Below are 19970 nucleotides of genomic sequence, written 5' to 3'. Positions count from 1 at the left end.
GTACCATAGTTGCAGTATTGCAGTGGACAGTGCGTGCTACTGAGTGAAAAACGCTTGCGCAGAAAGACACAAACGAATGTTAAACCAGATTTAACAGGTCTGCATTATTAAAAAAGGATATATCAAACCAGGAGCCAATCCTGCTGCTCATACCCTGCGTGCGAGAGCCACTGACCAGCTTCTTCTGCTGCGCCGTGGGCCGTGAGGGCATTGAGAATACAGCAGTGCCCGGGCTTGGGCAGCGTACTGCGTGCCAGAACAGGGATGCCGTTTACGCAATTGCCGATCTTTTTGGGATCAATATCAATGTAGGCATCTGGCCTTGGCCCCAGCGGCCACAAGGGGGCCAGCCGTTGCCGGGCAACGCGCCCGCCGCCGATTACCCAAACATGGGGATGAAAGGGGTTGTGTTTCTCAAGCCAACGGGCCAGCCATAGTGCCCGCAGCCTGTCGCAGGCCGCGCGTGCGTATCTGCTGTCTGCCCGGGTGGCGCGGGTTGGAGCGTCATTCCACACCAGCATTTCGTGGGGCAGCTTTTCCATCACCGCGCCGTGGTGGAGCCAGCGCAGCCAGATCTCCCAGTCTTCGGCAAAGTCGCCGTCACGGTACGCGCCCCATTTGTCCACGCATTCCCTGCGAAACATGACCGAGGGATGACACAGGGGCGTATCCCGAAAACGTGCGCGGCTGATCTGGGTATGTGTGAGCAGGCTGTTCTGCCAGTCCACAAAGTGGGCAAAGCCGTGTGCTGTTGCGCGATCTCCGCCAAAAGCCACGCAGGTTGCCGACACGCTGAGTTGCGGGTTGTTGAAAAGATGAGCGGCCTGCGTGGCAATGCGCAAGGGATGCGCCGTATCGTCCGCATCCATGCGCGCTATAAACGAACCGCGCGCCACGGCAAGCCCTGCATTAAGCGCTGCCACAATGCCGCCGTGCGGCAGGTGCAGTGCCCGCAATCTGTGACCGCAACGGATGGGGCTTGCCCAGTATTCCAGAAGCTCGGGGGTGTCGTCGGTGGATCCGTCGTCAGCAACAATAATTTCAAATTCGGGTAAGGGCGCGCCTGGGGCCGGGCGCTGCCCGAGCAGGCTTTGCAGGGTTGCGCCCAGAGTGCGGGCCGCATTCCACGCTGGCAGCACCACGGATACAAGCGGCGCTGGCAATTGGGATGAAATGCGATCGGTATCAGCCATTGAAGGCAAACAGTGAGGGCAGGGTGAAGTGTATGGTCATGCCTTGGCGTGGTCCTGCGGCTTCCGTTCCTGCAAGAGCTGCTCTATGTGCTGGCAGACAACAGGCATGGGCCGCGATGCATCAACTATGTGGTGCGCGGCTTGTTCATAAAGATGCCGCCGTTCGTTCAGAATCTGGCCGATTTCTTCAATGAGTCCCTTACCGGTTAGCGAAGGGCGCTGGTTGTTGACAGGGTTGCGGCTCAGTCTTTCGGCAAGGGTCTGCACAGGGGCATCGAGAAAAACAACCATGCCGCGTTGGCGCATGAGGCGGCGATTTTCTTCCGCCAGCACCATGCCGCCCCCGGTGGAAACGACGCAGCCAGCGGGGTGTGCGTCCACCACTTCCTGCAAAGCCTGACTTTCCCGGCTGCGGAAGCCGGGCCAGCCCTCTGCGGCCACAATCTGCTCTACAGTACGGCCCGCCCGGTGCAGCAAATGCTGATCAGTGTCGGCAAAGGGCAGGCCGAGGCTTCTGGCAAGCGCCTTGCCGATGGTTGTTTTGCCCGAAGCCCGCGCGCCCACCAGAAAGAGAATGCTCATGCCGCCTCCTTAAAGGATTCTGACGCCGTCTTTTTCAACCAGCACGGTGTATTCCCAGCGGATGCCGCCCCATTGAGGATAGTAGAGCCCCGGCTCAACGGTCACAACCATGCCAGGTTCCAGAACACCCTCAGCGCGGGGCGAAAGGCTGGGTGCTTCGTGGGTTTCAAGGCCCACGCCGTGCCCGAGGCCGTGCGTAAAGGCATTGGCGACGCCAGCTTTGGCAAAAACATCATGCGCCAGCGCATAGGCCATGCGCAAAGGCATGCCGGGGCGCATGCCCTCTATGGCCGCCGTCTGCGCCTGCCGGGTAAGGTCGAGCGCACGGCGGAACTCGTCAGTCGGTGCCGTACCCACCCAGAAGGTGCGGGTCTGGTCAGAGCAGTAGTTCTCAACGCGGCAGCCCACATCGACCAGAACCGGGCAGTTGTCTGTAACAGCGTCCTGACCGGGGATGGCATGGGGCAGGGCGGCGTTTTTGCCCACGGCCACAATGTTGGCAAAAGCAAGTTCCGAAGCGCCGTTTTCGCGAAAAAAGCGCTCAATGAGCCAGCTTATGTCGGCCTCTGTGCGTCCCGGCTCCAACTGGCCCTCAACCCATTTCATCAGTTTGTGGTTGAGCGCAAAAGATTTTTCCAGCGCGGAGATTTCGCAGGGTTCCTTGATGCGGCGCAGGCGCTCGACCATGCCGTCAGCCGCCTCGCAATACAGGCCGGAGCCAGCGTCAGTCAGATCGCGGGCAAAGGTGAGGCTGACGCCGTTGGCCTCAATGCCAATGCGGCTGCCGCAGCGCCTGAGCAATCCGTGCAGTTCGCGCGCTGCGTTGCCGCCGTATATAAAGATGCGTTCGCGATCCCAGATGCGTGAGGCTGCGTCCAGATAGCGGCCGTCTGTTGCCAACCAGTCGTGCCCATCAGATGTGATGACAAGTCTGCCTGCGCTTTCGTTAAACTGTGGATCATGCAGCTCAAAACCGGAAAGATAAAACCTGTTGGCAGCCTGGCTGATGAGCATGGCGTCAAGCCCGCGCAAGCGCATGGCACGCCGGAGGTTTTCACGGCGGGAAGCGAAGATGTCACTCATAAAAATTCTCCTGCGGGCACTATACCCAGCGCAGGGCTGGCTGAAAAGGTTAAATTTAACAGGGTTGAACGGAGCGGATTATGGTGGGAAGGAGGGCCGTCAGAATGGACAATTGATACACTTCTTGTATACATTAGCAAAGAGGCTTGGAGTAGCGGGGTCAGTTGACCTAGAACCTAACTAGGACTATTATTATAGACATGTCACAAACATCTTCTTGCGAGCTTGATGTTCTCGATCTTGTGCCTTTTGGGCAGACCGGCAACGAAAGCCGCTTTTTTGCGTTGCGCCTCTCCCGCCCCGAGTGGACTCGGTGGCGGCCTGGGCAGTTTGTCATGATCCGTCCCCGAAATTTCGGGCTGGATATCCCTTGGGCGCGTCCTCTTGGCATCTGCCATATGACCTCCCGGCATATGATCTGCTTTTTCCAGGTGCGCGGCAAAGGCACAAGGCGCATGTCCGAGCTGCGCTCCGGCGACAAGGTTCGCGTATGGGGGCCGCTGGGCAACGGGTTTGCCGTTGAGCCGGACACTCCGACCCTGCTGCTGGCAGGCGGCATGGGCATAGTCCCCTTTGTGGGCTACGTGAGCGAGCATCCCAAGCCGTGGAATGTGTCCATGCTCTTTGGGCACCGCGAGCACATCAGTTGCTATCCAGTGGACAGCATCAACGAGCACGTGCCGCTGGACAGCCTGCGCGAAGCGGAATCCGGCGATCTGGACGATTTTATTTTTACCATTCAGGAGCGCATGAGCGAATACGCCGAGCAGAAGGGCCTTGTGCTTGCCTGCGGGCCTACCCCCTTTATGCGCACCGTGCAGAAGTTTGCCGCCGAGCTTGGCGTTCGCTGCCAGGTTTCGCTTGAAAACCGCATGGCCTGCGGTGTGGGTGCATGCCTTGGCTGCGTGACCAAAACCACAGAAGCCTGGCCGGTTGAAGCAAAGCGCGAAGGCCTGGTGCAGGTGTGCAACCACGGCCCGGTATTCTGGTCGGATCAGGTAGAACTGTAGGTTTTGCCTGCCCTTCCTTGATTCCTGAAACGACGTTAACGCCCGCATGCGGCATCCGTTACGGCCATGGCGCGCCGCACCGGCGAACCGGCGGTCGCGCGTGGGTACGCGCGGGCCTGTCTTGCCAGGCGAAGCCACGCACAAAATGCCGGATGTCGGCAATCTGGAGAAAGCGGCATGGATCTTTCCGTCACACTCAAGGGGCAGACGCATGATCTGACCCTTAAGAACCCTGTGCTCACGGCTTCAGGCACCTTCGGCTACGGGCTGGAGTTTGCCTCTTACGGCGATCTTGCCTCGCTTGGCGGTCTGGTCGCCAAGGGTCTTTCCCTGTTGCCACGTCAGGGCAACGCCACGCCGCGTATTGTGGAAACCACCGCGGGCATGCTTAACGCCGTGGGTCTGCAAAATGACGGAGTCGAGGTTTTCTGCCAAGACAAGCTCCCCCGCCTGCCCTGGCAGGAAACAGCAGTTATCGCCAATATTTACGCCGGTTCGGTGGAGGAATTCGCCGAGCTTGCCGCCCGCCTCAATGCGGAAGAAGGCGTTGCCGCCCTTGAGGTGAACGTCTCCTGCCCCAACGTCAAGGAAGGCGGCGTGCTGTTTGGCCAGGATCCGGCGCTTGCCGCCCAGGTCACGGCTGCCGTGCGCCGCGCCGCGCCGGGCAAGCACGTTATGGTCAAGCTCTCGCCCAATGTGACGGATATCGCCCTTATGGCCCGGAGCGTTGAAGACGCGGGCGCGGACAGTATCTCGTGCATCAACACGCTGCTCGGCATGTCTGTGGATCTGAACAGTCGCAAGCCCTCGCTGGCCAACGTGGTGGGTGGCCTTTCCGGCCCTGCCATCAAGCCCGTGGCCCTGCGCTGCGTGTGGCAGGTGGCCCGCGCCGTGAACATCCCCGTTATCGGTGTGGGCGGCATTGTCACCGCCGAAGACGCGCTGGAATTTTTGCTGGTGGGCGCGCGCGCCGTGCAGGTTGGCACGGGCAACTTCATGCGGCCCGACTGCGCCTTTGCCCTGGCAGAGGAACTCCCCGCCCTGTGTGAAAAGCTGGGCATTGAAGACCTGGGCGCTTATTGCGGCAGCCTGGATTTGGACTAACTATGTCGCTTACCGTTATCCCCGCCCGCTCCAAGCAGGAATTTGACCAGTTCATGGATTTACCGTGGAGCCTGTATGAACGTGGCTCCCTGTGGACGCCTGGCCTTAAAAGTCAGGATCGTGAACTGCTCACGCCCGGTGAACATCCCTTCTGGGAAAGCGCCCGACGCGAACTCTTTCTTGTGCTGCGCGATGGCCGCGCCATTGGCCGCATAGCAGCCATTGTGGACGAAAAGTACAATGCCTATGCCAATGAAAAGTGCGGGGCCTTCGGCTTTTTTGAGTGCGCCAATGATCCCGAGGCCGCCCACGCCCTGCTGGATGCGGCGTACGGCTGGCTGGCCGAGCAGGGCATGCGCTTTATGCGCGGGCCGCTGAATCCCTCGGCCAACTATACCTGCGGCCTGCTGGTGCATGGCTTTGACCTTGCGCCCACCATCATGATGCCCTGGAACCCGCCGTATTACGCTGAGCTGCTCGAAACGTGGCATCTGCGCAAGGAGCAGGATCTTTTCGCCTACCAGATCGAGCGCTCGCGCCTTACGCCGCCGGAATGGCTCAGTGAGGAAGTGACGCGCCTCAAGGCCGAGGGGCGCTTTACCTGCCGTACGTCCAGCAAGGCCACACTGGCGGAGGATATCCGCGCCATGCTGGAGCTGTACAAGGTGTCCTGGGCCAAGAACTGGGGTTTTTCTCCCCTTTCTGACGGTGAGGCGGAACAGCACGTCAAGGAGCTCAAAAGCGTTCTTGATCCGGAATTTTTTGTACTGTTCTTCCACAATAACGAACCAGCCGCAGGCATGGTGGCCCTGCCGGACATGGCCCCGCTCTTGCGGCGGCTCAACGGCAAGCTGGGCATCTCGGCTTTGTGGCACTGGTGGCAGTCCCGCGCAGAGATTCGCGGCGGCTACCGCATCATTCTTTTTGGTATTCGCGAAGAATTTCGCCTCATGGGCCTGCCCTTGCTGCTGCTCGACTTCATGCTGGAAAAGGCGCGTCAGCACCCGCATTTTCAGTGGGTTGAGGGTTCCTGGGTGCTGGAAGACAACACGCCCGTCAACGATCTGCTCGAAGATTTCTCGGGCCAGCTTACCAAGCGTTACCGCCTCTATCGCAGGGAGATTCAGTCGTGACCATGACTGAAAGCGCCGTATATACACCGCATTTGGCGGGTAAAAAAGTGCTGCTTACGGGCGGCACTGGTTTTGTGGGGCGGCATCTGCTGCCGCAACTGCTGGAAGCCGGAGCGCAGGTCACCTGCCTCACTCGGGCTGCCTCGCGCACCGGGCATCTGCCTGCGGGCGTGGAAACAGTCCAGGCCGATCTGAGCACGGGGCAGGGGCTTGCAGAAGCCCTGCACGGCAAGGATGTGGTCATCCACATGGCGGCCCTGCTTTTTGGCCTTGGCTGGCAGGATTATCTGCGGGCCAACGCCCTTGCCGCCCGCAGCATGGCCAGCGCAATAACCAGCCTTGCCCGCGCTGGAAACCTTGGGGCGGACTTTCGCTTTGTGCTGGTTTCAAGCCTCGCGGCAACCGGCCCCTGCGGCACGGCCCCCGGTGTGGACGATGCCACGCCGCCTGCGCCGGTTTCCGCCTATGGCTGGTCAAAAATGCTTACCGAGCAGGTGCTTGGGCGCGCTCTTGGGCAAAGTCTTGTAACCCTACGCCCGCCCATCATTTATGGCTCGGGCGACAAGGGCCTGCTGCCGGTATTTCAGGGGGTTATGCGTGCCCATGTGGCCGTGAGCCCCGGCGCTGGACGCGAGTTCCCGGTCAGCGCCGTACATGCGGACGACATGGCCCAGGCCGTGCTGTGCGCATGCAAACCCGAAGCCAGCGGCGTTTATCATCTGAGTGACGGCGAGGCCTATACCATGTCCGGCTTTTGCCGGGTCATGGGCGCAGCGGTGGACAAGGCCCTTGGCCGCGCACCCCGCAATGTGTGCGTAGTGCGCATGCCTTTGCCCGTCATGGCTTGTACTGCCGGGCTGTCTACGGCCTTTGCCGTGGCTGCCGATGCCGTGTCCCGCCGCCTTTTGGGGCGTGGGCTGCGGCGCGCCCCGGCCTGGAATCTGGACAAATACCGTGAAGCCCGTCAGGCCGGGTGGCTGTGCGACAACAGCCGCATCTGCTGCGAACTGGGTTTTGCGCCGCGCGTGAGCCTTGAGGCAGGTATGACCGAAGCCATCGACGGCTACCGCCGCGAGGGCTGGTTGTGAAGATCACCATACAGGAACTTTCCAAGGCATTTGGCGGACGGGACATTCTCAGCAACTTTTCGCTGGAAGTGGATTCCGGTGTACGGCTGTGCGTTTGCGGGCCCAACGGTACGGGTAAATCCACCTTGTTGCGCCTCCTGGCCGGGGTGGAGAGCCCTGACGGCGGGCGGGTGATTCTGCCGCGCGGCTGCCGCCTTGGCTTTGTGGAGCAGGAGCTTTCAGAGGAATCCCTCGAAACGCCGCTGCTGGCCTATGTACTGGACGTGCTGCACGACTGGAGCGATTTTTGGGCCGAATGGGAAGAAGCCGCCGCCAGTAAGGACGAGTCGCGCCTGACCTCCCTGATGCACCGTCAGGGCGAGCTTGAGGCGCTCTACGGCTACAATCCCGAGCATCGGGCCAAGGCCGTGCTTTCCGGTCTGGGCTTTGCCGAAAACAAGTGGAACCGAACCCTGCGCGAACTCTCCGGCGGCTGGCGCGAGCGCGCCAAGCTGGCCCGCGTGCTTACCGCCGGCGCCGATGTGCTGCTGCTGGACGAACCCACCAACCACCTCGACGTAGAAGCCGTGGAATGGCTGGAATCCTTTCTCATGGACTTCAGCGGCGCGCTGGTATTTGTGGCCCACGACCGTGTGTTCATGGATAATGTCGGCACGCACGTTCTCTACCTCGGGCTGTCCAAGCCCGTGTTCCGCAAAGCCACCTACACGCAGTTTCTGACCCTTCAGGACGAATACAACGCCCAGCGTGAGCGTGAAGCCCGCGCCCTCAAGGACGATCTTGACCGCAAGATGGCCTTTGTGGAGCGCTTTCGCGCCAAGGCCACCAAGGCCCGTCAGGCGGGTTCCCGGATGAAGATGGCCAAAAAGCTCGAAAAAGAGCTGGAAGACTACAGACCGGAACCCAAGCGCAAGGATCTGAATTTCAGCTGGCCCGAAGCTCCGCATTCAGAAAAGATTGTTCTGTCTGCTGCGGATCTGGAATTTCATTTTGGCGATGGCAAAACCATGTGGCCGCCCCTGACCCTGACCCTGTTCCGTGGGCAGCGGGTGGCGCTGGTGGGGCACAACGGCTGCGGCAAGTCCACCCTGCTCAAGCTGCTGGCTGGCACGCTGGAACGCTGCGGCGGCAATATGGTCACGGCATCGCAGATGCGCATGGGCTACTACACCCAGCATCAGATGGACACCTTGCGGGGCGATACCACTGTGCTTGGCGAGATCCGCCGTCTTTCAGATCCGCACACCACGGAAGAAGAGCTGATGAGCGTTCTCGGGCTCTTCATGCTGGGGCAGGACTATTTTGAACGGCAGGTGAGCGCCCTTTCGGGTGGCGAAAAAAGCCGCCTTGTGCTGGCAACGCTGTTTTTGAAGCGCTGCAACTTTCTGTTGCTGGACGAACCCACCAACCATCTTGACCTCGAAAGCCGCGAAGCCCTGGTGAGCGCGCTACAGAAGTTTAACGGAACCCTGCTCATGGTGGCGCATGACCGCTGGCTGCTCTCGCAGGTTGGGGCTGAAGCCTGGGAACTCAATGAAAATGGGCTGACCGTATTCCCCGACTTTGCCTCGTATGACGAAAACCGCCGCGCCCGCCAGAACGGTTTGGGCGAAAGCCCCCAGAGTGCCGCCAATGCATCGGGCAACAGCGCCCGGCAGACGGACGTGCCCGCCGCGCAGCCATTGTCGCGCGATGAACAGAAGCGCATCAAGCGCGAACAGGCCGACAGGCGCAATGCCCTGCACAAGGAGCTGAAGCCCCTGCAAAACCGTTACGAAGCGCTGGAAACAGAGCTTGCCTCGGTGCTTGACCAGCAGGCCCTTGTGGAAGGCCAACTGGCCGACCCGGATGTGTATGCCGACCACGCCCGTTCCAGCGATCTGCTCAAGACCTTTGAATCGTGCAAGCAGCGTAGTGAAGCCATTCTGGAAGAAATGACCACGCTTGAAGAAGGCATGACGGCTGTGCGGGAAAAGTGGAACGTGGAGCAGGATTGACCGACAGGTTTCGCGGCAACCCCCACAAAGGCGTTGCGTGACGTAAGAGCTTGGTGCAATAGTATAAATACGTTTTCACCCAAAACTGCTCCAGGGCCTCGCGCCCGGTGTGGAGAGCGGCATGCAACATATAGAAGTAGCTGCGGGCATCATCTGGCGGGGCAAGAGGTTTCTGGCCAGCCAGCGCCTCAGCGACAAGCCTCTTGAAGGGTACTGGGAGTTTCCCGGCGGCAAGCTCGAGGCCGGAGAAAGTCCGGAAGACGCCCTCAAACGCGAACTGGCAGAAGAGCTGGGCGTGGGCGTGCGGCAGGTCGTGTTCTGGAAAAGCCTTGACCATGAATATGTGGAGCGCGGCTTCAGCGTGCGGCTGTATTTTTTTCATGTCACCGAATTCGTGGGCGAACCCTGTGGCGAAGAAGGGCAAAACCTGCGGTGGGTTGAGCCGCAGGAGGCCTTTGCCCTCGGATTTTTGCCTGCCGATGCCGTGGTGCTTGAAGAACTCATAGCGAGGCAACCGAGCATTCTTTGATAATTTGTGTGATGTGCCTCCCCTGCAGTGAATATTTTTTGTTTCGGCCCGCCTATGGCGGGCTTTTTTTATGGGCAGGGGAATTAGGCTGCAACTGGCGGTGGAAATGTTCCCCGCAAAAAGGTAGCCTGAAATCAGTATTTATCGAAACCGCCACTGCTCACTGCTTTTTCCAAAAAATTCGGGAGAGGCTATGCGAATGCTGTCAGCGGAACGGCGGGCTACGCCCTGCAAGCCCGGCCGCATCATTTTATCCCTTCCCAAACGGTGTTGGCGTGCGGCCTTGCATGTCACTCAGGTGCCCTGCCTTGGCAGGCCCGCACACCGGGCAGGTGATCTATGCGTATAAAACAGCTTTCCTTTATTGTGTGCGCCGCCATAGTTGGGCTGTTCGTGCTTATTTCCTACGTCACGTCCGAGCTTGTGGTGGTGCGCGGCGTTGACGCCATTGAGAGCAACAGTTCCGCCGAAAAAATGAAGCAGTTGCGCAATCACATCCATGCGCAGGAAACACAGCTAAGCCATATCGCGGTGGACTGGGCATGCTGGGATGACGCCTACCGGTTCATGCAGGACAATAATGCTGAGTTTGTCCGAACCAACCTGCGGCAGCAGATGCTGGCAAAGTTGAACCTGTCGTCCATTGCCTATGTCAGCAGAGATGCCGTAAATGTACATATGGTTGAAGACGATGCGGGCTGGCGCAAGCCTGGGCATACAGCCGAGGTGCAACGCCTTTACGAGCAACTGGTCAACAGGCTTGAGGGCAGTTCGGAAGAAGGTCTTGCAGGGATCATGATGATTGGTTCTGTGCCGCATCTTGTTGCGGCCCAGAAAATCCGCGATACGGCCATGCTGCTGCCCGCCAACGGTGTGGTTTTTATGACCCGCGCCATTGATGCGGATTTTATAAAGGATGTGGAACACGATACCCTGCTGCGCTTTACGGTGCTGCCGGTGGAAGCGTTCAACAGCCTGCCCGTGGCTGCGGATGATCTGAACGCCTTCAAAATTGTGCGCGAAGACGGCAGCATCAATTCATATTCAGTGGTACGCGATGTTTTTGATTGTGCGGCGTTTTGCCTGCGGCTTGTGACAGGCCGGGAAATTGCCCAGCTTGGCAAGCGTATGTTTTTGCAGAATTTTATTCTGATTGTTGTTACTGGCATGGGTATGCTGATTGCGTTCCTGGTGTTTACAGAAAAGCAGATACTCAGGCGCATTCTCTCCATGCAGCGGCAGGCACAGCATATTGAAAAAAGCAGCGAGCCGCTGAAAAAAATTGATATTCAAGGTGATGACGAAATATTTGACCTCTCCCTGAAGATAAACAGCATGATCGACGCCCTGCAATCCAACGAAAAGTTTTTGCAACAGACGCTGGATACTCTTCAGGCTGGCGTAATCACCATTGAACCAGGCAGCCTGAAAGTGCGCAGCATCAATGCTTTTGCGCAACAGTTCATCGGTCTGCCTGCCGATGAAATTGTGGGCAGGCCCTGCCATGAATTTATCTGCCCCGGCGGGGTGGACCTCTGCCCCATGAGCAAAGGCAATCCCAAGGGCGAGCTGCTCGCCGGCCAGTTGACGTCTGCGGACGGCACCATGAAAACCATCGTGAAATCCGTGCGCGCCATTGAGATGAAGGGCGAAGAGATTTTTCTGGAATCATTTGTGGACATAACGGATCTGGAAACAACGCGTAAGGAGCTGCAACGCTCAGAAGAGCGGTACAAGACCCTGTTCATGAACACCGGCACGGCAACGGCGGTTATCAGCAGCACCGGGCTGATATTTTTGACAAATACGGAATTTTCCAACCTTGTGGGCATGCCGCCGGATGAGATTGAAGGAAAGCTCTTCATAACCAGATTTTTAGGCAAAGGCGAAGGGCATTCGCCGCTGTCGTTCGGCTCTTCTGCAACACGGGGCAGTGAAAAATACGAAGCAGAAATCCGGAGCAGCACGGGAAAAACCATCAATGTGCTGGTAACCCGGGCAAAAGTTCCTGAAAGCGGCCTGTCAGTCATTTCCCTGCTGGATATTTCGGAACGTTCGGCAATGGAGAGGGAACTGGCCTACAGGGCCAACCATGACCTGCTCACAGGGCTTGCCAACAAGGCCCTGGTGGCAACGCGGCTCATGGCCGCCATGCAAGAAGTGCATGAATCCGGGGGCATGGTAGGCGTGCTGCTTATCGATCTTGACCGTTTCAAGCAGGTGAACGACAGCTTCGGGCATTCACTGGGCGACAAGCTCTTGCGGCAGGCTGCGGAGCGTCTGACGTATCTGGCCCGGCAGGATGACTGCGTGGCCCGTACCGGCGGCGATGAATTTGTCATTGTGGTGGGCAAGGCGCAGGGGAAGATTCAGCTTGAGGCCCTGGCAAGCAATGTGCTGCATTCGTTGAACCGCTGCTTTTACGTGGACGAGTATTCCATCTATCTTAGCGCAAGTATTGGCATTGCCTGCTATCCCGGCGACGGCACAACTGTGGAGGCGCTGATGCAAAGCGCCGACCTTGCCATGTACAGGGCCAAGGCCAAGGGCAAGAACACGCATACGTTCTTTACAGAAGACCTTACCGTGGCGGCCAATGACCGCATGGCGCTGGAAACTGAGCTTTTCCGCGCCATGGACAGTGCCGCCTTTGAGGTGCACTACCAGCCCAAGATTGATATTGCCAACGGCGCAGTTGCTGGCTGTGAAGCTCTGGTGCGCTGGAAGCGCGCTGACGGCATGTGGATTCCTCCCTCTGTGTTTATCCCCCTGGCTGAAGAGACAGGGCTTGTGCGGCGGCTCGACATGTACGTACTGCGCAAGGCGTGTCGGCAGCAGAGGGAATGGAGGGAGCAGGGTCTGGGGAATGTCCACATGGCCGTCAATATGTCCGGGCGCAGCATCATTGCTGAAACATTTGTGGACGATGTGCTGGATGTGCTGGGCCGGGAAGATGTGCGCCCTGAGCACCTGGGCATAGAAATCACCGAAACGGCCTTCATGTCCAATATGGCGGAGGCCTCGCGGGGCATAGCGGCCTTGAGCGAGCAAGGAATACAGATATATCTGGATGACTTTGGAACCGGGTATTCATCGCTGTACTATCTGCACACCATGCCCATCGCCAGCCTGAAAATCGACAAGTCGTTCATTGACGGCATTAACGCACCGCTCAATGCCTCCAACGAACTTGTCAAAACCGTGCTGACTCTCGCCTCCGGCCTTGGCATGGCAACAGTGGCCGAAGGCGTTGAAACAAGGGAGCAAATTGACTTCCTGGCAGAGAATGGTTGCAGCGCCATCCAGGGCTATATCTTTTCCCAGGCGCTCAGCGGCAGCGATTTTGCAACCTATCTGAAAGGATCTGCCGAGAGTATTGCGGCGGTTATGGCCTAGTCGGCCTGCCTTTCAAGGGCAGTAAAAAGCCCCGCGGGATTATCCTGCGGGGCTTTGGCATTTGCAGCGTGTGCGCTTTCAGGCGCGGACTAGCGCGCTCCCTTGGGGAAGAGCACAACGCCGACCGTCTTGAACACGATATTTATGTCCAGCAGAATGGACATGTTCTTGATGTAGTACAGGTCATATTCCAGTTTACGGCGGGCATCGTCTTCTGACGCGCCGTAAGGATAACACACCTGCGCCCAGCCGGTGAGACCCGGCTTAACCGTATGCCGCAGGCTGTAGTAGGGTATGGTTTCCTTGAGCTTGGTCACAAAGGCCATGCGCTCGGGGCGCGGGCCGATAAAACTCATGTCGCCCTTCAGGATGTTCCAGATCTGGGGCAGTTCGTCTATGCGCACCTTGCGGATGAACTTGCCGAACTTTGTCACGCGCGCGTCATGGGCGCTGGCCCATACGGCTCCGTTTTTTTCAGCGTCTGCGCGCATGGAGCGGAACTTGTAGACCGTAAATTCCTTTTCAAAAAGGCCCACTCGATCCTGTTTGTAAATGACCGGGCCGGGCGATTCCAGCCGCACCACAATGGCGGTCAGCAGCATGATGGGTGCTGCGGGAATGAGCAGGAGCAGCGAAATCAGCACATCGAGGGCGCGCTTGAGCCTGCGCAACGAGCCGCGCGTGTTCAGCGAAAAGCCTTCGGTCTGCAACAGCCATTCATCATTGATCTGCGAGAGCGGCAGGCGCTGCACCACGTGCTCGTAGAAACTGCGGATATCCACCACCATGCTGCCGCGCAACTTTGCTTCCAGCAGATCATGGGCGATGTCGTCGTCAATGGGTGCATCGGGCAGCAGCAGGATCATGGTCGCCTGTTTTTCTTTGGCAATGTCCAGAGCCATGAAGGGCGCACCAAGGCAGGGTCCGGCATCAGGCCCCTGATCGCGCTCGCCCACATAGCCAAGAATTTCGGCCTTGGGCAGCCCCTCTGCCAGCAACTGGCGCACCTTGCCCGCGCGGTCCACCCCCACCAGCAAAATGCGCAGGGGATGGGTGAGCCTTTCGGCATTGAGGTGGTAAATCCAGCGCCAACCCAGAGAAAATGCCAGCGAAAGGGCAAAAAGCATGGCCACGGTTTCGCGGTCAAAACGCCAGTGCTGGAAGGCGTAAGAAGCGGTGGCCGAAGAAACAATGCCAAGCAGGCAGGCTACCAGCACACGCCCCACGGTCTCCTTGAAGTCCTCGTTGCCCACGCTGTACGCATCAAGGATGTAAAAAAAGAGCATGTAAAAGAAAATGGTAAAGAGCGTAGCGCCCGTATAGTCGTGGAAAATGCTCAGATCGGATTCGACCGTCAGAAAGCCGGTAATGCTGAGTGCCAGCAAAATGCAGACGAGATCCAGAACCTGCAGCATGGCCATGCGGTATGTGCTTATCATAGGGTATCCTCAATGGCGGGCACGCGCATGTCTTCAAGAATGCGCGCGGCCACTTTTTCGGCGTCAAATTCACTCAGGGCCAGTTCCCGTCCGGCCTGCCCCATACGGGCAATGCTTTCAGGACTGGTGATGAAGGATTCCATAGCGCCTGCCAGCGCCCGCGGATTGCGTACCGGCACAAGATAGCCGTTGACGCCATCGCGCACAACCTCGCGGCAGCCGGGGGCGTCCGTGACCACAGCGGGGCGACCCATGCTCATTCCCTCCATAATAGAGGTCGGTGTTCCCTCACGCCAAGAGGGCAGCACAAGCACATGGGCGGCAGCCACATAGGGGCGTACGTCGCGTGTTTCACCAAGGTATTCTATGCAGCCCTGATTCTGCCATGCATCCATCTGTTCCATGCTCACGCTGCCGAGGCCTTTTTCCGGTGGGCCGAGCACCTGAAAGCGGGCATCAGGGTACCGGGCCTTGAGCAGGCGCGCGGCTTCGGCATATTCCGGCAAGCCCTTGGCTTCAAGCAGGCGCGCCACCAGCAGAAAAACAGGCGATCCGCTGAGGCGGCCATCGGCGGAATAGCCGGGCAAGGGGCAGGGGGCAAAGCGCTTTGTGTCCACCCCGGTGCCGCGCGCTGTAAGCACCCGTGCGTTGCGGCCAAGGATGCCCGACTGGCGGAAAACCTTTATGTCGTCCTGATTCTGAAAAAAAATGCCTTCCGCGCCCGAAAGCGCCACGCGGTATAGCAGGCGGCCCAGGCGGTTGACGCATTTCTTGAAGAAGTTATCAGCCTCAAAGGCATAGCCAAGGCCGGTGATGGTGGCATAAACGTGGGGCACCCCAGCAGCTCTTGCCGCCATGCAGCCGTAGATCACGGGCTTGATGGTGGAGGCGAAAAGCAGGTCTGGCTTTTCGTCCCTGAAAAGGCTGAACAGTTCCCGCGTGGTGCGCAGGTCGCTCAGGGGGTTCAGCCCCTTTCTGTCCAGCGAATAGTGGCGCAGGCGCGCGCCCTGAGCGGCCAGTGCCGCCTCAGCATCGGCATCGCCTGGCGGGGCGCAGCAAACTACCTCGTGCCCGGCCTTGCGCATGTGCCGGATCAACACGCTCCAGAAGTTGCTCATGGCTTTGGTCTGGTTGCCCAGAACAATGATCTTCATGCTCGGCGCTCTCCCTTGTTCGGCGCTTGCCCTGCGGGCTTGTGTCGCATGCGCAAGTCTATAGCACTACAACCGTGCTATGAAAAGGGGAGGAGCTTTTGCATATATAGGAGGCGCAGGCCATCGCGGCTTTACAGTCGCGCTGCTACAGGGTAAAAGAGCGATGGTTCTGCTGCCCGGGAATCAGCCTTGGCGCAGGCCGGAAATCTGAAAACAGGACGCAAAAATGAGCGCGTATTCTGATCTTACCAAGTCCATGACTGCCCAGCCTTCGCGTTGGCTTATCACCGGCGTTGCGGGCTTTATTGGCTCCAACCTGCTGGAACATCTGCTGAAACTTGGGCAGACCGTGGTTGGTCTGGACAACTTTCTTACCGGCTACCAGAAAAATCTGGACATGGTGCGCGACATCGTTGGTCCAGAAGCATGGAGTCGGTTTACCTTCATCGAAGGCGACATTCGCGATATCGACACCTGCCACGCCGCCTGCAAGGGCGTGCAGCATGTTCTGCACGAAGCGGCCCTCGGTTCTGTGCCGCGTTCCATTGACGACCCGCTGTTGTCCAACAGCTGCAATATCACCGGCTATCTGCACATGCTTGTGGCCGCGCGCGATGCGGGCGTGAAGAGTTTTGTGTACGCCGCTTCTTCCTCTACCTACGGTGATTCGCCCGAACTGCCCAAGGTGGAAGACAAGATCGGCAGCCCGCTTTCCCCTTACGCTGTCACCAAGTACGTGGACGAACTGTATGCGGACGTGTTCAACCGCTGCTATGGGTTCTCCAGTGTTGGCCTGCGGTATTTCAACGTGTTCGGCCAGCGCCAGGATCCTTACGGCGCGTATGCCGCTGTTATTCCCCAGTGGTTCGCAAGCCTTATCAAGAAGGAAACCGTTTTTGTGAACGGCGATGGCGAAACCAGCCGCGACTTCTGCTATATCGACAACGTTGTGCAGGCCAATCTGCTTGCCAGCTTTGCCCAGGGCGAAGCCACCAACAAGATTTACAACGTGGCCTTTGGCCAGCGCACCACCCTGAATGAGCTTTTTGATCTCATCAAGGAAGAAGTTGCCCGCCACAAGCCCGAAGTCATGAGCGCCGAATGTGTGCATCGCGACTTCCGCGCTGGTGATGTGCGACACTCCCTTGCCGATATCAGCCGCGCAGAAAAACTGCTGGGCTACGGTCCCCAGTTTGACGTGCGCCAGGGCCTGCGCCTCGCGGGCGACTGGTACGCAGCCAACCTGTAGCAGCCGATCTCATTTCAGAAATATGAAACCCCGCGCAAGCGGGGTTTTTTGCTGCCCAAGGCTGGAGTTAATTTGAAAGCTGCGCAGGAGCGGTTGCCGCAAAAATTGTTTAGGGATAGTGTATAATTGATTTTTTTGTTCTCTGGCAAGGAAGATAAGCCTTTTTTACGAAGGAGTGTACATGAGAGTACTCGACCGGAGTAAAAAAGGCTTTCTGACGCAGCCAGAGGGCAAAAGAACAATTATACACTGTCCCTAATTGTCACCCACTACAAAAGCGCCGGGATACATGGCGCGGAAAATATCAAGCTCTTGCTGCGCCCCGAAAGAATCGGGCCACGGCCCCACCTGCACATTCCACATGTTGTTGCTGCCGTAAATGAGGCGTCCTCGTTTGCCGGTCTGGGAAAGGATGTTGATGAGGTTGTCGGCGTTCACCCTGTCGGCAAATGCCCCCACCTGAACATAAAAAGCCCCGGTGAGGTCGCCGTCTTCTTTCATGCGCTCAACGCCGCCCATGCTCTGAATGCGCACGCGCGCCGTTCCGGGGCCAAGGATGTTCAGGCGGCTGGCCGCAGCGCGGGAGAGGTCAATGACGCGGTCGTCCACAAAAGGCCCACGGTCGTTGACGCGCACAATGATGGAGCGCCCGTTGCCCATGTGGGTGACGCGCACCTTGGTGCCCAGGGGCAGCAGTTTGTGGGCCGCCGTCATGGCGTACTGGTTGTAGGTCTCGCCATTGGCCGTGGTTTTGCCGTGGAAACCTGGCCCGTACCATGAGGCCGTGCCTTCTTCCACAAAGCCATTGGCTGACTTGAGGGGATAGTAGGTCTTGCCGCGCACAGTATAAGGGCGGCTGCCGGGAACCCCGCCCTTGCGCCAGGAGCGAGAACCACAGCCGCTCAGGAGCGCGGCGCAAAGCAGGGCAACAAGAAAAATAAGAAGCGGTCTGACCGTCATGCACATCCGCGGCCCTGACTGCTCAGGTAGGGCAGGCAGGGGAGTGTGTTCTTTTTGCCGCAGGCGGCGCAAAGCCCGGAGCAGTCGGCCTCTGACGCGGCGGCGCATTCCAGTTCGTGCAGCAGGGCAAGGCCCTCCCGCCCAAGGCTCCCGCCATCGCGCGCGCGCGCGAGCAGGGCCAGCGCCGGATTGCGGCGGCCTGCATTGAGAAAATCCCTGGCAGCCAGAAGGTAGAGGCGTTCCCTGTCGTTGCCGAAGAGCGAAGCCAGAAGGTGCTCGTAACCCGCGCCAAAGACCTGGCGGGCAAAATCTTCTTCTGTGGCAAGCCAGCGCGCCAGATGGGCGTTGTGCCGCTCGACCGCCAGATAGCTTGTGAGAAGCCGCAACCCGTGGGCCAGAACGTGCATGATGCGCGAAAGTTCGCGCGAGGAGCTTTCAGAGGTTTGCCCGCCAAGGCCGCGCAAGGGGTTGTACATGTCTGCCGTAACCCCGGGCCTGCGCGAAATCTGAATAAGCCGGTTGGCGTAGTGCTGGCCCTGAAAGGCGTCTTCCTTCAGTTTGGCGCATTCGTGAAAGGCGTAGCCAATGCACCAGTCAATGAGGGTTTCAAAAGCCTTCTGGGCCTGCGCGCCACCAGGCAACACGCTGTCCGCATGGCGACGCAGCGCGGTGATCTGCGCCATCTCTGCGGCATTGCCGTTTTCATCGGCGGGTTCTTCCGGCAACGGCAGCTCCAGCGGCGGCATGCCGCCGGGGGCCATGGCCTCTATGCCGGGGCTGTTACGGAAAAGGTGATGGGCCGTGTCTTTGAGTCGCCAGAAAACCCCCTTGCGCATGGCCTCGCCCAAAAGGTCGCGCAAGGCTGTGTAAGAAACGGCTCCGTCCACGTCAAAGCGGCGGCGCTGGTCGGCCAGCAGGCTGTAAACGGTGCAATAGTCGCGCACCAGGTCGCGGACGAGAAAATCGCGGTTGGCCAGCAGCCAGCGTCCGTTCACGCTTCGTCCTCCTGGAGCAGGGCGCGGGCCACGGCGATGTCGTACAGCAGCAGGGGGTCAGATTCGGCATTGCGTTCTTGCTGATACATGCGCGCGGCACTGCGCACCACAGCCATGCTCAGCCAGGGGTGACGCTCCCACACTTCGGGATGGTCGGCGCGCCAGAGGCGAAATTCAACCTCGCCGTCAGGCCCGCGGCGCACGTAGACGCGCGAAAGGGCATTGCCCGCCTGCGGGTGATAGTACAGTCCAAGTTCGTCTTTCATTATAATGATAACCCTTGCGGATATGCGGCCGTGTGAGGCCGTTGTTGGTGCGGCGCATCCGCACATTCCATTTTGATCATACGCGCAAGAAAGTACTTTGCCAAGGCTGTGCGGTAATGTTGTGAAAAATAGTACAATATTTAAGAAAAAAGTTGCTTTTTTACGTAAAAAAATGCCCGCACGTCTCGCCTAAAGTAATGATTTTGGCATACTGTGCTCACGTGCATTGTGTCGCAAAGCCTTGATCGCCGGGTATTCTTGCGCCTTTTGCGTATATCATGCCGCCCCGGTTGTCATTAAGTGGAAAATGGGCTAATCAGTGTTTTGACCGCGTTGCGGCCTGACGGTCGGTGGCCCTTGCACGTCCGTTATCCGCGATCCCTTGGGGCGTCCCGATTTTACGGGGCGGGCGCATGCAGGTTTTACCTTCATGCGTGTGCTGGGGGGAGTATCCCCGCCATGCACGGGCAGCGATTTCGCGCCTGTACCCCGGATTGCCGCACCGGATCGCCGCAGTTGACCGGCACGTCACGCGAGCGCGTGATACAAACAAACCATGTGGAGGTATGGCAATGGCGAAACATGCAACCCCCTTGTTGGACCAGCTTGAAAGCGGCCCTTGGCCGAGCTTTGTGTCCGACATCAAACAGGAGGCGGCCTCTCGGGCCCAGAATCCCAAGGGTCTTGACTATCAGATCCCTGTGGACTGCCCTGAAGACCTTCTGGGTGTGCTTGAACTTTCCTACAACGAAATGGAAACACACTGGAAGCACGGCGGCATCGTGGGTGTGT

16 protein-coding genes and 1 pseudogene are annotated in these 19970 nt (G+C 58.8%); 9 read left to right on the top strand and 8 right to left on the bottom strand.

Going from position 1 to position 19970, the window contains the following annotated elements:
* Positions 1–122: 122 nt before the first annotated feature.
* The 3 genes from NE637_RS11275 to NE637_RS11265 are packed head-to-tail and all read right to left on the bottom strand — an operon-like array spanning position 123 to position 2858.
* On the bottom strand, positions 123–1193 hold the full coding sequence (locus tag NE637_RS11275) for a glycosyltransferase (protein ID WP_215647471.1): 1071 nt from the start codon (positions 1191–1193) through the stop codon (positions 123–125).
* Between the two features lie 36 nt (positions 1194–1229).
* Positions 1230–1775, bottom strand: coding sequence for a shikimate kinase AroL (aroL, locus tag NE637_RS11270; RefSeq protein ID WP_192113066.1), 546 nt, complete (start codon positions 1773–1775; stop codon positions 1230–1232).
* A gap of 9 nt (positions 1776–1784) precedes the next feature.
* Positions 1785–2858, bottom strand: a complete 1074-nt coding sequence (locus NE637_RS11265) for a M24 family metallopeptidase (protein ID WP_227118771.1) — start codon at positions 2856–2858, stop codon at positions 1785–1787.
* 200 nt (positions 2859–3058) lie between these two features.
* Between NE637_RS11265 and NE637_RS11260 the strand changes: the two genes are divergently transcribed.
* The 7 genes from NE637_RS11260 to NE637_RS11230 all read left to right on the top strand — a co-directional run bounded on the left by NE637_RS11260 (position 3059) and on the right by NE637_RS11230 (position 13115).
* The gene (locus tag NE637_RS11260) at positions 3059–3868 is read left to right on the top strand and encodes an iron-sulfur cluster-binding protein (protein WP_192113064.1); all 810 of its coding nucleotides are present in this window, start codon (positions 3059–3061) and stop codon (positions 3866–3868) included.
* Positions 3869–4045: 177 nt separating this feature from the next.
* Positions 4046–4972 (top strand): dihydroorotate dehydrogenase, encoded by a 927-nt coding sequence (locus tag NE637_RS11255; RefSeq protein ID WP_227118770.1) that lies wholly within the window; start codon positions 4046–4048, stop codon positions 4970–4972.
* Positions 4973–4974: 2 nt separating this feature from the next.
* Positions 4975–6105, top strand: coding sequence for a hypothetical protein (locus NE637_RS11250; protein ID WP_227118769.1), 1131 nt, complete (start codon positions 4975–4977; stop codon positions 6103–6105).
* Positions 6106–6107: 2 nt separating this feature from the next.
* On the top strand, positions 6108–7193 hold the full coding sequence (locus tag NE637_RS11245) for an NAD-dependent epimerase/dehydratase family protein (protein ID WP_215647564.1): 1086 nt from the start codon (positions 6108–6110) through the stop codon (positions 7191–7193).
* Positions 7190–9190, top strand: a complete 2001-nt coding sequence (locus NE637_RS11240; protein WP_227118768.1) for an ATP-binding cassette domain-containing protein — start codon at positions 7190–7192, stop codon at positions 9188–9190. The genes NE637_RS11245 and NE637_RS11240 overlap by 4 nt, the downstream gene beginning before the upstream one ends.
* 121 nt (positions 9191–9311) lie before the next feature.
* Positions 9312–9719 carry a (deoxy)nucleoside triphosphate pyrophosphohydrolase gene (locus NE637_RS11235; RefSeq protein ID WP_192113060.1) on the top strand — a complete coding sequence of 136 codons (408 nt, stop codon included), beginning with the start codon at positions 9312–9314 and terminating at the stop codon, positions 9717–9719.
* 339 nt (positions 9720–10058) lie between these two features.
* Complete coding sequence (locus NE637_RS11230) at positions 10059–13115, top strand: EAL domain-containing protein (protein ID WP_227118767.1); 3057 nt, start codon at positions 10059–10061, stop codon at positions 13113–13115.
* A gap of 89 nt (positions 13116–13204) precedes the next feature.
* Here NE637_RS11230 and NE637_RS11225 read toward each other — a convergent pair whose 3' ends face one another.
* Positions 13205–14554 (bottom strand): sugar transferase, encoded by a 1350-nt coding sequence (locus NE637_RS11225; RefSeq protein ID WP_192113058.1) that lies wholly within the window; start codon positions 14552–14554, stop codon positions 13205–13207.
* On the bottom strand, positions 14551–15708 hold the full coding sequence (locus tag NE637_RS11220) for a glycosyltransferase family 4 protein (RefSeq protein ID WP_227118766.1): 1158 nt from the start codon (positions 15706–15708) through the stop codon (positions 14551–14553). Before NE637_RS11220 ends, NE637_RS11225 begins: the two co-directional genes overlap by 4 nt.
* A 226-nt stretch (positions 15709–15934) precedes the next feature.
* On the opposite strand from NE637_RS11220, the gene NE637_RS11215 reads away from it, so the two are divergent.
* A complete protein-coding gene (locus NE637_RS11215; protein ID WP_227118765.1) occupies positions 15935–16957 on the top strand; it encodes an NAD-dependent epimerase/dehydratase family protein in 1023 nt (340 codons plus the stop codon).
* Between the two features lie 255 nt (positions 16958–17212).
* On the opposite strand, the gene NE637_RS11210 is transcribed toward NE637_RS11215, so the two are convergent.
* The 3 genes from NE637_RS11210 to NE637_RS11200 are packed head-to-tail and all read right to left on the bottom strand — an operon-like array spanning position 17213 to position 19178.
* Complete coding sequence (locus NE637_RS11210) at positions 17213–17923, bottom strand: septal ring lytic transglycosylase RlpA family protein (protein WP_027180843.1); 711 nt, start codon at positions 17921–17923, stop codon at positions 17213–17215.
* Positions 17914–18912, bottom strand: a complete 999-nt coding sequence (locus NE637_RS11205) for a hypothetical protein (protein ID WP_227118764.1) — start codon at positions 18910–18912, stop codon at positions 17914–17916. The genes NE637_RS11210 and NE637_RS11205 overlap by 10 nt, the downstream gene beginning before the upstream one ends.
* Positions 18909–19178: a hypothetical protein gene (locus tag NE637_RS11200; RefSeq protein ID WP_022658936.1), complete on the bottom strand. Its 270-nt coding sequence runs from the start codon at positions 19176–19178 to the stop codon at positions 18909–18911. Before NE637_RS11200 ends, NE637_RS11205 begins: the two co-directional genes overlap by 4 nt.
* Before the next feature lie 572 nt (positions 19179–19750).
* Between NE637_RS11200 and NE637_RS11195 the strand changes: the two are divergent.
* Positions 19751–19970, top strand: a pseudogene (locus NE637_RS11195) (dissimilatory-type sulfite reductase subunit alpha); the annotation flags it as partial.

This window comes from Desulfovibrio desulfuricans (genome assembly GCF_024460775.1).
Lineage (GTDB): Bacteria > Desulfobacterota > Desulfovibrionia > Desulfovibrionales > Desulfovibrionaceae > Desulfovibrio > Desulfovibrio desulfuricans_E.
Note: the sequence above shows the minus strand (reverse complement) of the source record. Positions and strands in the feature narration are given on the sequence as shown.